Origin of the sequence: Limnospira sp. (assembly GCF_051859755.1) — a bacterium.
Taxonomy (GTDB): Bacteria; Cyanobacteriota; Cyanobacteriia; order Cyanobacteriales; family Microcoleaceae; genus Limnospira; species Limnospira fusiformis.
This window is the reverse complement of record NZ_JBIMLI010000002.1, coordinates 1-14,119: the sequence shown is the minus strand read 5'-3', so window position 1 is coordinate 14,119 and position 14,119 is coordinate 1. Positions and strand designations below refer to the sequence as shown.

At 46.6% G+C, this 14,119-nt stretch carries 13 protein-coding genes, 1 tRNA gene and 1 pseudogene; 10 read left to right on the top strand and 5 right to left on the bottom strand.

Going from position 1 to position 14,119, the window contains the following annotated elements:
- Nucleotides 1-241 precede the first annotated feature (241 nt).
- Entirely contained in the window at nucleotides 242-751 is a 510-nt protein-coding gene (locus ACTIE0_RS00580) for a hypothetical protein (RefSeq protein ID WP_006624321.1), read from the bottom strand.
- A 61-nt stretch (nucleotides 752-812) separates the two neighbouring features.
- On the opposite strand from ACTIE0_RS00580, the gene ACTIE0_RS00575 reads away from it, so the two are divergent.
- From ACTIE0_RS00575 to ACTIE0_RS00535, 9 genes are all read left to right on the top strand, one after another.
- Entirely contained in the window at nucleotides 813-1,730 is a 918-nt protein-coding gene (locus ACTIE0_RS00575; RefSeq protein ID WP_006624322.1) for a histone deacetylase family protein, read from the top strand.
- Nucleotides 1,731-1,755: 25 nt separating this feature from the next.
- On the top strand, nucleotides 1,756-2,322 hold the full coding sequence (locus ACTIE0_RS00570; RefSeq protein ID WP_006624323.1) for a DUF4126 domain-containing protein: 567 nt from the start codon (nucleotides 1,756-1,758) through the stop codon (nucleotides 2,320-2,322).
- A 161-nt stretch (nucleotides 2,323-2,483) separates the two neighbouring features.
- On the top strand, nucleotides 2,484-3,302 hold the full coding sequence (locus ACTIE0_RS00565) for a hypothetical protein (protein ID WP_006624324.1): 819 nt from the start codon (nucleotides 2,484-2,486) through the stop codon (nucleotides 3,300-3,302).
- A 146-nt stretch (nucleotides 3,303-3,448) separates the two neighbouring features.
- Nucleotides 3,449-4,600: a glutamate--cysteine ligase gene (gshA, locus tag ACTIE0_RS00560; RefSeq protein ID WP_006624325.1), complete on the top strand. Its 1,152-nt coding sequence runs from the start codon at nucleotides 3,449-3,451 to the stop codon at nucleotides 4,598-4,600.
- 158 nt (nucleotides 4,601-4,758) lie between these two features.
- Nucleotides 4,759-5,220: a tRNA (cytidine(34)-2'-O)-methyltransferase gene (locus ACTIE0_RS00555; RefSeq protein WP_035759327.1), complete on the top strand. Its 462-nt coding sequence runs from the start codon at nucleotides 4,759-4,761 to the stop codon at nucleotides 5,218-5,220.
- A gap of 572 nt (nucleotides 5,221-5,792) precedes the next feature.
- Nucleotides 5,793-7,970 (top strand): peptidoglycan DD-metalloendopeptidase family protein, encoded by a 2,178-nt coding sequence (locus ACTIE0_RS00550; protein WP_006668433.1) that lies wholly within the window; start codon nucleotides 5,793-5,795, stop codon nucleotides 7,968-7,970.
- 137 nt (nucleotides 7,971-8,107) lie between these two features.
- Nucleotides 8,108-8,180 (top strand) — tRNA-Met (locus ACTIE0_RS00545).
- A 206-nt stretch (nucleotides 8,181-8,386) separates the two neighbouring features.
- Nucleotides 8,387-8,983, top strand: a complete 597-nt coding sequence (locus ACTIE0_RS00540) for a peroxiredoxin (RefSeq protein WP_006624328.1) — start codon at nucleotides 8,387-8,389, stop codon at nucleotides 8,981-8,983.
- Between the two features lie 57 nt (nucleotides 8,984-9,040).
- Complete coding sequence (locus ACTIE0_RS00535) at nucleotides 9,041-10,222, top strand: PQQ-dependent sugar dehydrogenase (protein WP_006624329.1); 1,182 nt, start codon at nucleotides 9,041-9,043, stop codon at nucleotides 10,220-10,222.
- A 267-nt stretch (nucleotides 10,223-10,489) separates the two neighbouring features.
- On the opposite strand, the gene ACTIE0_RS00530 is transcribed toward ACTIE0_RS00535, so the two are convergent.
- Nucleotides 10,490-11,464, bottom strand: coding sequence for an alpha/beta fold hydrolase (locus tag ACTIE0_RS00530; protein ID WP_006624330.1), 975 nt, complete (start codon nucleotides 11,462-11,464; stop codon nucleotides 10,490-10,492).
- 174 nt (nucleotides 11,465-11,638) lie between these two features.
- Between ACTIE0_RS00530 and infC the strand changes: the two genes are divergently transcribed.
- The gene (infC, locus tag ACTIE0_RS00525; protein WP_006624331.1) at nucleotides 11,639-12,181 is read left to right on the top strand and encodes a translation initiation factor IF-3; all 543 of its coding nucleotides are present in this window, start codon (nucleotides 11,639-11,641) and stop codon (nucleotides 12,179-12,181) included.
- 341 nt (nucleotides 12,182-12,522) lie between these two features.
- Here the strand turns inward: infC and ACTIE0_RS00520 are convergent, their stop codons facing one another.
- From ACTIE0_RS00520 to ACTIE0_RS00510, 3 genes and pseudogenes are all read right to left on the bottom strand, one after another.
- The gene (locus ACTIE0_RS00520; protein WP_315640501.1) at nucleotides 12,523-12,687 is read right to left on the bottom strand and encodes a zinc ribbon domain-containing protein; all 165 of its coding nucleotides are present in this window, start codon (nucleotides 12,685-12,687) and stop codon (nucleotides 12,523-12,525) included.
- Nucleotides 12,688-13,518: 831 nt separating this feature from the next.
- Nucleotides 13,519-13,893, bottom strand: a pseudogene (locus ACTIE0_RS00515) (IS1634 family transposase); the annotation flags it as partial.
- A 16-nt stretch (nucleotides 13,894-13,909) separates the two neighbouring features.
- The coding region (locus ACTIE0_RS00510) for a transposase (protein ID WP_439516818.1) at nucleotides 13,910-14,119 on the bottom strand (210 nt) is incomplete at its 5' end.

Genomic DNA, 14,119 nt, shown 5'->3' with positions numbered 1-14,119 from the left:
GGGTAAACGGCAAATTTTATTCATCTGACACACCACCGATATCGCGGTCAAGAAACCCGTTTGTCCCAGAGGTCAAGAATAATTAATAATTAATAATTAATAATTAATAATTATTACCCTCGTAGCGTCCGAGGGATAACCTATCGGGTAAACGGCAAATTTTATTCATCTGACACACCACCGATATCGCGGTCAAGAAACCCGTTTGTCCCAGAGGTCAAGAAACCCGGTTTCTCAATTATTAAATTAATTTTTGCTTGAGTTGCTGTAATTTTTCTGGGGTAAGAATTACCTTGACATCCAATAATTGTGCCGGGTCTCTAAATAGTATCATTAAGCCATTATTGCCCACGGCAATATGAGGATTTTCGATATTGATGGTGTCATATTTAAGCTCAGGGATACTAACTTTCAGCACCAGTTGCTGTTGAGATTGAGAGAAAATATAAAGCTGTTGGTGGTCAAGGTAAAGCACCATTTTCCGGGGGGTGATACTACGTTGGTCGGGGTTGTTTGGTTTACTCCAAAAAATGGTGATTCCCCTGATTTCGGGGTTGCAAATTACAAAATTTTCGTCAAACTTTTGGGGTTCCCAGTTTAACTGACTGGGGTCTGTATCCTGTGGCATAAGTCGCTGTTGCCAGTCGATTTTAATATTCTGGAGGTTAGCCCACCATTGTCTAATAACTTCCAGGTTATTGGCATTATCAGGGTTGCTGCTGCCTAACTCCCAAATAGTTGTGCTATCCATGTTAATTGTCTCTAGTTGAATTTAATATTAGTTAGATTGTACAACCTGAATATATGCACCGATGAATTTGCCGATTGTTTTTCATCCCGACTATGTAGCCCCCCTGCCACCAGGACACCGTTTTCCGATGCCGAAATTTGGGTTACTTTGTGATATGTTACTCCAAGAAGGCGTAATCAGACGATCGCAACTTCACCTACCCAAACTGCCACCTACTGAGTGGATCGAATTAGTCCACCACCGGGACTATGTAGAGGCTTACTGTCAGGGGAAACTAGACCCGAAAGCACAACGTCGCATAGGTCTCCCCTGGAGTCAGGCTTTAGCACAGCGGACCTGTATCGCAGTGGGGGGTGCCATATTGACGGCTAAACTAGCATTATCTCACGGTTTAGCCTGCAACACGGCCGGAGGCACTCACCACGCCTTCCCTAACTATGGATCTGGTTTCTGCATATTCAATGATATAGCGATCGCTGCCTGTGTCATGCAAAAATTAGGACTAGCCAAAAAAATCCTGATTGTGGATCTTGATGTACACCAGGGGGACGCAACGGCGGTAATTTTTCAAGATAACCCCCATGTATTTACCTTTTCAATGCACTGTCAAGCTAACTTTCCGGCTAAAAAACAAACAAGCGATCGCGATATTCCCCTAGCCGTGGGTATGGAAGACGAAGAATATTTGCAAATTTTAGCCAGTCATTTACCTGACTTGCTTACGGAATTTCGCCCAGATCTAGTGATCTATGATGCAGGAGTAGATACCCATATTGGCGATCGCTTAGGAAAATTGGCCCTAACTGACTCTGGGTTATGGCGGCGGGAAATGCAAGTTTTGTCTACCTGTGTGGGAATGGGATATCCGGTGGCGGGAATTATTGGCGGTGGTTACTGTGAAGATATGCAGAGTTTGGTTTACCGCCATTCTCTCCTACACCGCGCCGCTACGGACGTTTACCGCCAGTATCGCCTGTAATTAGATAATAGTAGAAAGTGAAAATATGATGATGAATTATCTGTTAGGGATTTTTTGCGGCGTTGGTTTAAGCGCCGCCTGTGGGTTTAGAATATTTGTACCCCCGGTAATTTTGAGCACAGCCGCCATATACGGCGATTTTGACCTACCCCCCGACTTAGAGATTTTGGGAACCGAGACGGGGTTGATAGCCGTCGCTACTCTGTTAGCAGTGGAGGCGATCGTCTATTTTATCCCCGGAGTCGATCATGCTTTGGATATCCTGGAAGCACCGATCGCTATGGTGGTGGCTACTTTGATTGTAGCTGCATTTTTACCAGACATGGAACCTCGGTGGATGTGGACAGTCTCTATAATTCTGGGGGCTGGATCAGCCGGAGTGATTGAAATGTTAATGGGTATTACCCGTGTCGCCTCTACTATGGCCACCGGAGGCTTGGCTAATCCATTGGTATCCACAATGGAGTTGCTGTGCGCTATGATCTTATCAGTATTGGCGATTTCTCTGCCTATATTGGGGGCGATAACAGTGGCGATCGTACTGGTGTTGGTAGTTCCGAAAATTTTGAGACGTAATTGGCAGCGATCATAAGTTGTGAAATAGGATTTTTACCCCCCACAAAGTTGCCCCGGTTGGCATAGGTGGAAAATGGCGATCGCCCCTGTGAAAATGGTAACAATGTCTCCAGTGATGCAGTGGCTTAGAATTGCTGTCAGCTAATATCAAAAAACCGACAGTGGGACACAACTACTATGAAACTCGAATCAAACGCTGACATTTTAGCCCCTCTCAAAAATAACATTTTATTTGATAAACTACCTCCCAAAGCCCAAGAATGGGCGGAAAGTTTGCCTTGGAAACAGCGGCGCTATTTACTGTCTTTGTGTTATATATTCTGTGCCTCCCCTCCCGAAAAACAGGCGGAATTTTTAGATGAATATACCGCCGATGGCTTAGTGTCTAAATTACTGGAAGATATCGACTCAATTAATCGGATTCAAAGATACTTTAACTGGTTTAAAGTGACTAGCCCCTTGACCGAGGGAGTTCTCCGCAAATATATCCGTCAGTTTTATATACACTCCGCCCAAGATGCCAGATGTCAGCCAGATATCTACTTGGAATCAGCTTTAAAATTGGTAGCCAGCACCCAAGAAAAAGAGAACGTTTTTAATTATATTGTCGGCTTTGAATTGATTAAAATCATGTTCACAATGAGTTGGCAACAACACGAAAGACTCGCCCGACTGCAAAAAAATCAGGACGATTTTATCAAACAATATATTAAACCTATTCAATATGCCCACCGCATTAATCGCCTGGTGGTCCCGAAAGATGAAAAAGTATTTTTTGCCAAACGAGATTATTTTGTGAAACCACCGGAAGTCAGTTCTCAAAAACTCATGGCTTTAATTATGGCAACTTTTACCACTGACCAAATTGTTAACTGTGGCTTTTCTGTAACTAGGCATATCCGGGCGCTAGAATTTGATTATGACTATATTTTTAACTTTTCGGAATCGGAAAGTATTTTTCCTTGGAACTCCGAATCAATGCTAGAATCAACTTAAAACTCACTCTCAGAGTGGGTCTTAGTCGTCATGTCTATAAACACGGGAACTGGGAAAGTCGGAGTCCTTACTTAATAGCTGTCAACTGTCCACTATAGGGACCCTATCCTAGTTTCCGTTCATCTAAATTTAAGTGAGGCACAAAAGTGTTACTACCCAAAGGTTTTGAAGTCGAAATGTACACGGGTACACCCCAGGGGGACATAGTAGGCTTTTCCGATAAAATAGTTAAAAATCTTGATGGGTTTGTCCGGGAACCAGATACCCGCAATGTGGAGTATATCACCGCCCCAATTTGCAGTTACGATCGCTCTCTTTGCGCTTTAGTCAAACCTCGGCAACAACTGCGACAATACCTGCGCCAACTTGGCAACTACACCATTATACCAGGTAGCACTCTCTCTCTGGGAGATAGTCGGCGCTTTTACCGTTCTGACCCCAACAACCCCTATCATGCCTACATTCAGGAAACCTACGGAACTGATGTAGTTACGGCCAGCATCCATATTAACATCGGTATTGATGATCCAGAAGTGCTAATGCGTGCCGTGCGCCTAGTGCGGGTAGAAGCACCATTATACCTCGCCCTAAGTGCCTCCTCTCCCTTTTTGGACGGTAAACCCACCGGTTATCACTCCCATAGGTGGCATTTGTTCCCCAAAACTCCCCGCCACGTTCCCCTCTTTGAAAGTCATTCTCATTATATCCAGTGGACTAATGAACAACTAGAAGCCGGAACTATGAGAAATGTGCGACACCTGTGGTGTTCCGTGCGTCCTAATGGGGTTCGTCGCCCCTACAGCCTCAATCGCCTGGAATTAAGGATTTGTGACCTAATGGTGAATCCCATAGCCTTACTGGCGACTACAGCCTTCTTAGAGGCAAGGTTATGGCAACTGATGGAGACCCCGAACCTAGACCCCCTGGAATTGAGTAGCCTACCAGCAAACACCCGCAATCAGGAATTAGTGGCGATCGCAGATGCCAACGAGGAAGCAGTAGCGCACCGGAGTCTGGATGCTAACCTGAAACACTGGAAAGATGGCAGCAGTATTTTAGCCCGCGATTGGATCGATAATCTGTATCAAGAAGTTTGGCCAGTGGCTAAACAGCGTGGTTTTAGCTGTTTTCTGTCTCCCCTCAAAAAGATTCTGCGGTCGGGAAACAGCGCCCAACAGTGGCTAAAACAGTATGAAAGTGGCATCGATACTCGTAGTATTATCAAAAAGGCGATCGCTGATGCTTATGAACAGGAGCAGGAACTTGAAGATAAATTATGTCAATTACTGGTTACCTAGTGGGTTGATGCAAAAGACCTATTAATATATCTTATGTCCTCAGCCAAGGAGGAAATATAAAGAAAAGCTATAGAAATGTGGCTTTTAGTTCAGGAGTTGGGGATTATATAGTATTAACTTCTGGCGGGTAAATTCCTGGCCTTTCAATGCGATCGACTATGCCCCAACTCGTTCTAGTTAATCCTCAAATCCCCCAAAATACAGGGAATATTGCCCGCACCTGTGCGGCGACCCAAACACCCTTGCATCTGGTGGGCCCCCTGGGATTTGAAATTAGCGATCGCTATCTGAAACGGGCAGGACTAGATTACTGGCCCTATGTACCCCTTAAATACCATACCCATATAGAGGATTTCCAAGCCTTTCACCAACCATTAGGGGGCCGCTGGGTAGGATTTAGCGCCCGTGGAAAACAGAATTATGTGTCCTTTCAATTTCAGGAAAATGATTGGCTGCTGTTTGGTAGCGAGACAGAAGGACTCCCCCCAGAAGTTCTAGCCCTCTGTCAAGCTACCGTCTACATCCCCATGTGTCAGCCGAATGTCCGCAGCCTGAACCTCTCCGTTAGTGCCGCTGTAGGATTGTTTGAAGCCCGCCGACAACTAGGTTTGCTGGCTTAACCCCCACGGTCTAAACATAAGTTTTGATTATATACTCTAGGAGGAGTAGCTCTATGTCTTCTGATAGATTTTCGTGATCAATCCAAGGATGTCTGGGTGAGAGGGTAAAGTCGGCGTAAGGATTGATGTATCAAGTTGTTGGCTACTTGAGTATATTCTTAACACTACTCTGCTAAAGTTGGGAAACCACAAAACATGGTTCCCAAGCCATTGTGTTTTTTGAGGTAGATGGTGTAAAGTTTGATTCGGGATCAACGGATTCCCAATCTGCATTTCCTGCCAACTGTCTTTTATCTATGACATCAAGGGAATTGCCAGATTGTTAACTCACACTCTCAACTTTGTGGTAATTGATGGGTAAAGGTGGCTTGTCGAAATTCAAAAAGCAAGGTAATCTGACCTAATCAATATCAATATGGCTGCCAGTGGTGGGCATCATGCAATCAGCATGATAAATATCACTTATCAGTTACTGTAATCGCAGGTTCTGCTTAAAGCCGTGTTAAATACAGATAACTGAGGAAAACCAGCCCCAAAAACAGTTTAAGCGCTTCTCCATAGGAGGTCGTTCTTTGAAAGGAACAGTTCCACACAACAATCAGCCTGTTGTTACGGATGCCATTAATACAGATATGAACGTGGAAACTACACAACAGGTGACAGCCCCCAGTCGGAGCAAGGTAAAAACCTCTGCTGCGTTCTTGGGTTTAGCGATTGCATCAGGTCTTCTGTTTCCCGAAGGGGGTAGTGCTGCTACTGAGTCACTAAAAGCCGATAGCACCAAATCGATGCAGTCTTCTTCCAATCAAGCTGCACTTAATCAAGACGGCGACTCAGTATCTGATTCATCAGATTGGCAACCATCCATTCTGCGAAACCTGACAGAATCTAATTCTGGGTCTATGGGTTCGGCAACCCCAGTAGAACCAGCAGCAGTTATTGACCATCAGGAAAACGAGACTCAAGCCCAAGAGCAAGCCCAGCCTGGGTCTGTGGTTGTCTCGGAACCGTCTTTATCAAAATCTGAAGAAAAACCTTTCCCCTATCAGTTTGACACCATAGAAAGGTTTGACACCACAGAAAGGGCTGTGGGAAATGGCATTAGCGGTTCAGACTCCTATAGCTCTGATGTGACGGAAAACACTGCCCCTAGCCCACGGTTTTCTCAACCTTCCCAGGTGAGCAATGCGGTTAGGGAGACAATTAGGGAAACTGATATCAGTTCCTTTAATAGGGTTCCCGGTACCTTGGTGATTGACTCAGACCCCACTCAGTCGGTTTCGGTGGTCTATAAGGTCAGTTCAGGAGACACTATAGCTCGAATTGCTGAGGCCCACGGGGTGTCAGTAGATGATGTGATTAGAGCTAATAATTTGACTGACCCTCACTTGATTAAGGTTGATCAAGAACTGAGGATTCCTAAACGTTTGCATAACTATCTGGCATCTCCAAGAGATAGTTACACAGCAGATCACAACTTAAACAACTCCAGAATTGATTTGGGTTCTGCCCAAACTACTACTCCTAGCCACAGAGCATCTACTAACAACAATACTCCGGGAGCTTCTGTTAGACTACGCTTGAGTCAAACTGTGACTCCTACAGTTCTCCCGTCCCAAATATCTGGCGATATCACCAAACCGGTGGGCCTGAAAGTGGATTTGGGCGATCGCTTGGGTACATCAAATGATGGCGGCGATCGCATTTCCCCCAGGAAACTTTCGGAACTCAGTCAACAAACCCCTGTCATAGAGTCTAACTATACTGATAACTCAACTACAGCTTCACGAAAGGATCTATCAACTAGTGGTGAGTCCCAACCCAGTAGTAATGGGGAATTTAGTCTTGCTGATGCTGAGGAGAGAAGGCTTACCCCTCTCAATCGCCGCCACAGCGGCAGTAGACTCTATAGCGATCGCCTGAGAACTGAGATTGAGCGACTGCGAAACGAGTACCACGCTCAACAGTCTCAACCCACCTATTCCTATCAAACTGTCAGCTTTTCTCAGGAACCAGAAGAAGTAGTGATCGAGGCGAAAGCCGAAAAAGCCGAAACCGCTGATCAGGTGTTGGCTGCTACTGAACCTAACCCCAGACGACTACAACGGATTAACCCTGAGTTTAACCCCACAGCCTACCAATATCAAAAGGATATCGATGGGGAAAAACCCTCAGACGGGGCTACTCAAGAGATTTCCCGCCGCCCAGAACCAGGTTCCGAAGATAACCCCAATTCATTGGTTGCTACTGCTCCTCTGGGGGCTAGTGCTTATGATCCACTTCAGAACCCTACTCTCGGTCGCATTGTTTCCCCCGATTTACCGCCACTACTTGGCCCGGATGCCTACCTACCGGGAGGCTCCACACGGTTTGCTGGCTATATTTGGCCAGCCGAGGGAATTTTAACCTCCGGCTACGGTTGGCGTTGGGGAAGAATGCACCGAGGTATTGATATTGCCGGTCCGGTGGGTACTCCCATCTTAGCAGCCGCTCCGGGAGTGGTTATCTTTTCTGGTTGGAACAGCGGTGGCTATGGCAACTTGGTGGAACTAGAGCATCCTGATGGCAGTGTTACCCTTTATGCTCATAATCACCGGAATCTGGTCAGTAAAGGGCAGAAAGTTACCCAAGGTCAGCTAATTGCGGAAATGGGTAGCACCGGGTTTAGCACTGGTCCTCACTTGCACTTTGAAATTCACCCCACCGGAAATGGGGCTGTCAATCCTATGGCTTTGTTGTCCAGGGATTAATGACCAATTTGCGGCTAAGAACAGACCCAGATCTTCCCCTGGTCTGTTCCCCCCCCTTAACAGGTTGAAAATTTTTTGGGCGATAGCTTGCCATATATGGGGAAAAGGTGCTAGGATTATAAATTGTTGAAGAACAAGGCTCTGTAGCTCAGTGGTTAGAGCAGGGGACTCATAAGCCCAAGGTCGCAGGTTCAAATCCCGCCAGAGCCATTTATTGAACTGATTTAACCTAGGGTCCTACACAAAAACACATGGGACCCTTTGAGCCAGGCCCCCCATAAACCGGGGCCTCTAACCAACGCGCCGGCGGAAATATCTGGCGGTCAATTATAGTATGATCAGGATGATGCAAGCATAACAAATGGTAAACTCAGCCATAAAAAACTGGGTTTTCAGAGGAATTAGGAGATTGACCCATGACAAGTGAGTGTATTCGCGTTGGTTTAGCAGCCCCGGATTTTACCGCCACAGCGGTTATTGACCAAGAGTTCAAAACTATTAAGTTATCTGAATATCGGGGTAAATACGTTGTTCTGTTCTTTTATCCCCTGGACTTTACTTTTGTCTGTCCGACAGAAATTACCGCATTTAGCGATCGCGCTGAAGAATTTTCAGCCATTAACACCCAAATCTTAGGGGTTTCTGTCGATAGCGAATTTTCTCACCTAGCTTGGATTCAAAGCGATCGCCAGTCCGGTGGAGTTGGCGACCTCAACTATCCCCTAGTGTCTGACATTAAAAAAGAAATCAGCGCCGCCTACAATGTGCTTGACCCAGAAGCCGGAATTGCACTGCGGGGTCTGTTCATTATTGACAAAGATGGCATTATTCAACACGCCACTATCAATAACCTCGCCTTCGGTCGTAATGTAGACGAAACCCTACGGACCTTACAAGCGATCCAATATGTGCAAGCTAACCCCGGCGAAGTTTGTCCCGCAGGTTGGAAGCCAGGAGATAAAACCATGAACCCCGACCCAGTTAAGTCTAAAGAGTTCTTCGCAGCTATCTAAATCAATAATAGTGCATAGTTAACAGTTGACCGTGACCAAGGCCCCATGAGATTCAAGATGATTCAACTCCTTACTCCCATTGCTGGCAGTTTGCTAGGAAGTTTGCTCTTGATGGCTTGTGCAACACCAACCGGAGTAGAAACCCAACCGGAAAACCCTATAGGACAAATCCTATCCACCGAGGTTGAGTCTGGTGCATCTATCCCTCTGAATCGGGAGTGGGAACAAACCACAGTAGTGGAGAATTTGGAACATCCCTGGGGATTAGCGTGGCTTCCTGATGGGACAATGCTGATTACTGAGCGACCAGGACGCTTACGGATAGTGCGCGATGGGGTTCTCGACCCTACTCCTGTAGCTGGGTTGCCAGAAATCTTAGTCCTGAATCAGGGAGGTTTACTCGATATTGCCGTTCATCCCCGGTTTGAGGAAAATTCATTGATTTATTTCACCTATTCCCAAGGAACGCCCGAAGCCAATGGGGTGGCAGTGGGTAGAGGGGAGTTAAGGGGAAACAGCCTAGAGAATGTCGAGGTGATTTTCCAAGCTGTTCCTTTGAAGCGGGGAGGACAACACTTTGGTTCGCGCATCGTGTGGTTACCCGATGATACTCTGCTGGTGGCGATTGGTGATGGGGGAAATCCACCGGTGGAACTCGACGGGGAACTGATTCGCTTACAGGCTCAAAATCGAGAGAGTCATTTGGGTAAGATTGTACGCCTGAATGACGATGGCTCAATTCCCGGTGATAATCCTTGGCAGGGAGACCCTGATAGTGACCCTGCTATTTGGAGTTATGGTCATCGGAATATTCAGGGGTTGGCGATTGATTCCCAACGGGGTCACGTTTGGTCTACGGAACATGGGGCGCTTGGTGGGGATGAGTTAAATCTGATTAAAGGGGGGAAAAATTACGGCTGGCCTCTTGTAACCCATAGTCGGGAATATACGGGGGGGCAGATTTCCGATCGCCAAACCCATCCAGATATGGTTGACCCCCATATCGTTTGGACACCAGCGATCGCTCCGTCCGGGTTAGCCGTGCATGGGGGCGATTTGTTTGCTGGGGGTTTGGTATCCCAATCCGTGCATCATATCCAATTAAATGAGTCCGGTGAGGTGATAGACCAACGAGCGATCGCGATCGGTCAGCGTGTGCGGGATGTTCGGGAAAGTCCTGATGGTCATCTCTATGTGTTGACTGATGCCGCCCCCGGGCGGTTAATTCGACTTCATTAACTTAGCGCGAGTTTTCTGGCTGTCTCCTGGATCCGGAAAAATTCAGTTTCTGCCTCAATTCTAACCCCTGGCGTGCAACTGACCGGATTTTCCAGAATTTGACCCTTCTCCCAGGTTAGGGAACTGGCGTCTTCTAGCTTGGTCTCACAGCGCAGCGGGGATTGGATTAGCCCCGTTGTATGCCCTCAATCATCAGGATTATCAACAAATCCGCCAGAAAATTGATACAGCTCTGGACGACTGACGATATCAGTGACGAGTTCGGCGTTAGGGTAGAGTTAGAGTTTCCCCTAAGCAACTTTTAATCCAGTCGAAAATTTCCCGGTTCACCCGTTCGGGACATTCATCATGGGGGCAGTGACCCGCGCCCTCCAGTTCTACTAACTTGATGTGGGGATTATATTTTAGGTAGAGGTGAGGTTTAGCCAGTTTCAGGGGAATCAGTCGATCCTGTTTTCCCCAGAGTAGTAATATGGGAACCTGCACCTGGGGAAATAGACTGCGTACAGCAGGGCCGAGTTTAGAACTCCCCATAATCCGAAACAGAATAGTAAAAGCCCTAGCTGCCCCTCGTTCTTGGGGTGGAGTAGATAGAATATGTATCAGTTCCTCTGTAACTGCATCAGGATTGTGATAGGCTAATTTAACCCAACGACTGATGACAGATGGTTGTCTCACTAGATAGAATATGGGACGTAATATAATAGGGGAAGCAACCAAACTTTGGATTAACTCAACTGGGGGAACCATCCACCCAGGTAATAAGTCCGCTTGAGCGGCGGGATCGGGTAAACTGAGCATAACCAAACCTTTAGCGGTTTTGGGATATTGAGCAACAGTTGCTAAGGCGATTAGAGAACCAATAGAGTTTCCCACCCAGATGGTCGGACGGCGGATAAAAGTTTGCCAAAAGTCATGCACCAATTCGGTCCAGAGGGAAACATTATATGGAGCGATCGCCTTTTCAGAACCACCAAACCCCAATAAGTCCAAAGCATAAACTGGGTGCGAATGACTGAAGACCGACAAATTGTGTCTCCAGTGGCCGATAGATGCACCAAAGCCGTGAAGGAAAATTAAAGGAACAGGAGAGTTGCTCCCGAGTGGGTCTTGAACCTCAAAAATAGGCGATTTAGCCTCTTTAGGGTGCTGCCAACGCAGAAAAGTATAGCGAACTCTCCAACCCCTCCAAATCCAATCACGCTGAAAGCCCATCTGTTTGTGCAAGTCTGGTAAATCCATCTAACCGTCGTCCTGAGTGCAACATAACTTGAAAGTTACCCCTAAAATACTAGGGTCCCTAAAGTTTAGATTAAATGTCAAGCCTATTGATATGGGAAATCAGTACAATGTTCGGTTAGTGCGACCCACAATTTTCGAGACATTCGTTAACCTCATTAACTTAAAATTCCTGTAATGCCTGTGATAGAATCAAAAAGAAATCGCAACTTACCTCAAATCAACGACAATATCCGCTTTCCTAAGATTCGCCTGATCGATACCGAAGGCGGTCAGCTAGGGATCATGACTCCCAGGGAAGCCATGAAACTAGCTCAGGAAAAGGAACTAGACCTAGTTCTGGTTAGCGATAAAGCTGACCCTCCCGTATGCCGGATTATGGATTATGGGAAGTTCAAATATGAACAGGAAAAGAAAGTTCGGGAAGCTCGTAAAAAGCAGCATACCGCCGATGTCAAAGAAGTTAAGATGCGTTACAAAATTGATGATCACGACTATCAGGTGCGTGTGAATCAAGCCAAGCGCTTCCTTAAATCCGGCGATAAGGTCAAAGCCACAATCATGTTCCGGGGTCGAGAAATTCAGCATAGCAACCTGGCCCGGGAGCTGCTAAAACGTATGGCAGTAGACCTAGAAGAACACGCAGAAGTTCAACAGTCCCCCAAACAAGAGGGACGGAGCATGATGATGCTGTTGGCTCCCAAAAAAACAACTAGCTGAGACTTAGGAATTGCGGGCCATTGTCATTTATCAAACCTGTTGCTGCTACAGTTATGATAAACCAGTAACCCCAGTTCCCCCCCCCATAACTGATAATTTAGAAAAGAGTTGACACTCCCCGTTCTAAAGAGACGGGGATTCTTGGTTCGCGCTACTCGCCATTAGACCGCAGGTTTACACCAACAGCCCAAGAGAGCCAATCTCCCCAAGCGTAAGTTCCGGCGTGCCCCGCCTTAGCTAGTCCGCGTTTCCGGATATTCGCTGCCACATTAACATCACGGTCGGCTACATACCCACAGTGCGAACACATTATGTGTTCTTTCTCATAGGGTTTTCTTGACTCATTGACCCCAGTTTGAGCATTCTTGGCTGGTATAGCGAGGCTCTGCAGCTACCGTCACCTTGCCATATTTCACACCAAAATACTCTAGCCAACTGCGAAAAGTAGACCAACCTGCATCAGAAATAGATTTAGCTAGTTTTCGATTTCTTGCCAGCCCTTTCACATTCAAGTCTGTAGATTGGATAACGGAATATGCTAATCTCTTGCAATATTCTTTTCGCTGCCTACTTACTCTTAAATGCTTACGAGCATATCTATTTATAGCTTTGTGATAGTTTTTAGATGGTTTTGGTCTGGCTTTCTTTTGAGCGTAACTGTACTTTTTGGTAGGGGTCGAAAGGGAAGTCGCCTTCCCCAACTCCCATACAAAACCGTGCTTGATACTTTCACATCACACGGCTCCTGATGTGGATACCCTATTGTCAGTAGGAACAGGGTTACTACCCCCTGCTTTATGACTTCAACTTTGGGAGCTATATACACTACGTAGTCTTTAAACTCGCTCTGGTCATAAGTACTCCTACTTATCGCAGTCTCTATATCCACACCGTGACTAGTGGGCATATCCCAACCATTACAGTTAGGCATTGGCTTTCAGTCACATCCTTTCCCCTTAAAGGGTTAGGGGTCGAGAGTGAAGTCACCTTCACCCTCTCCCATTCAGAACCGTGCTTGATAGTTTCCCATCACACGGCTCCTGGTGTGGATACCCTATTTGTCAAAGGAGCAGAATCAAGAGACCTGCTTTCTACTTCGATGTTCAGAGCTATATGCACCACGTAGTCTTTAAACTCGTCCTCGCCATTATACTCTTACTGACCGCAGTATCTATATCCCCACCGTGACCTGTGGGCATATCCCAACCATGACAATTGGGCTTTAGCTTCTGGTCACATCCTTCACCCTCTAAGCATGCGCTTACATTTTTCACTACTGCCTTGTGAATAGCATTACTCACTGGTTTATAGCCTACATTCCGCAGGTTGATAGGTAATTAACCGGATGCGTAGTAATAGCGCTCAACGGGTGGACCGAAGAGGTGAATAATCAATCGCCGTTCATCATTGAGATTGCTAATCTGCCTTTGCCCATCGAGATTAACCCAGTGGATTCCTTGAAACTTCTGCATAATCCAGCGAAAGGTCGGTTTAGCGGTGGGTTGTTGGCGTTGGTCGCGCACCGTTTGCTTCTGAGCATCTAGCGCCTGTCGCAGTTGGCGTTCGGCGAGGGTATACACCATAAGGGTTAGGGCCATGATGAGAGCTAAGGCCTCGACCCGCTGCGGCTTTTTGACAAAGACGCTACTGGCAAAGAAGAGGGGGTCTTTGAGGAAGCGAAAGCCTCTCTCGACGGTCTGTTGCCCTTTATAGCATTAGTCAAGGTGGTTAGGACGCAGCTTTGAGAACGGAATCCATGGCATCATGGAGAGAATCAAACTGCTCAATGCAGTGGCGAATACGGGCTTTCAGCCACGACCAACATTTCTCTATCTTGTTGAGGTCTGGCGAATAAGGTGGTAGATAGAGTAAACGGCATTGAGCTGCCTCCACCAGTTCAGCAATCCGCCCCCCTTTATGAAACGTTGCATTGTCCAA

Excerpts from the sequence above, each read along its gene's own strand:
- ACTIE0_RS00555 (WP_035759327.1), top strand. The coding sequence starts at position 4,759 with ATGCCCCAACTCGTTCTAGTTAATCCTCAAATCCCCCAAAATACAGGG.
- ACTIE0_RS00580 (WP_006624321.1), bottom strand. The coding sequence starts at position 751 with ATGGATAGCACAACTATTTGGGAGTTAGGCAGCAGCAACCCTGATAAT.
- ACTIE0_RS00565 (WP_006624324.1), top strand. The coding sequence starts at position 2,484 with ATGAAACTCGAATCAAACGCTGACATTTTAGCCCCTCTCAAAAATAAC.
- ACTIE0_RS00535 (WP_006624329.1), top strand. The coding sequence starts at position 9,041 with ATGATTCAACTCCTTACTCCCATTGCTGGCAGTTTGCTAGGAAGTTTG.
- ACTIE0_RS00570 (WP_006624323.1), top strand. The coding sequence starts at position 1,756 with ATGATGATGAATTATCTGTTAGGGATTTTTTGCGGCGTTGGTTTAAGC.
- infC (WP_006624331.1), top strand. The coding sequence starts at position 11,639 with ATGCCTGTGATAGAATCAAAAAGAAATCGCAACTTACCTCAAATCAAC.
- ACTIE0_RS00530 (WP_006624330.1), bottom strand. The coding sequence starts at position 11,464 with ATGGATTTACCAGACTTGCACAAACAGATGGGCTTTCAGCGTGATTGG.
- ACTIE0_RS00540 (WP_006624328.1), top strand. The coding sequence starts at position 8,387 with ATGACAAGTGAGTGTATTCGCGTTGGTTTAGCAGCCCCGGATTTTACC.
- ACTIE0_RS00575 (WP_006624322.1), top strand. The coding sequence starts at position 813 with ATGAATTTGCCGATTGTTTTTCATCCCGACTATGTAGCCCCCCTGCCA.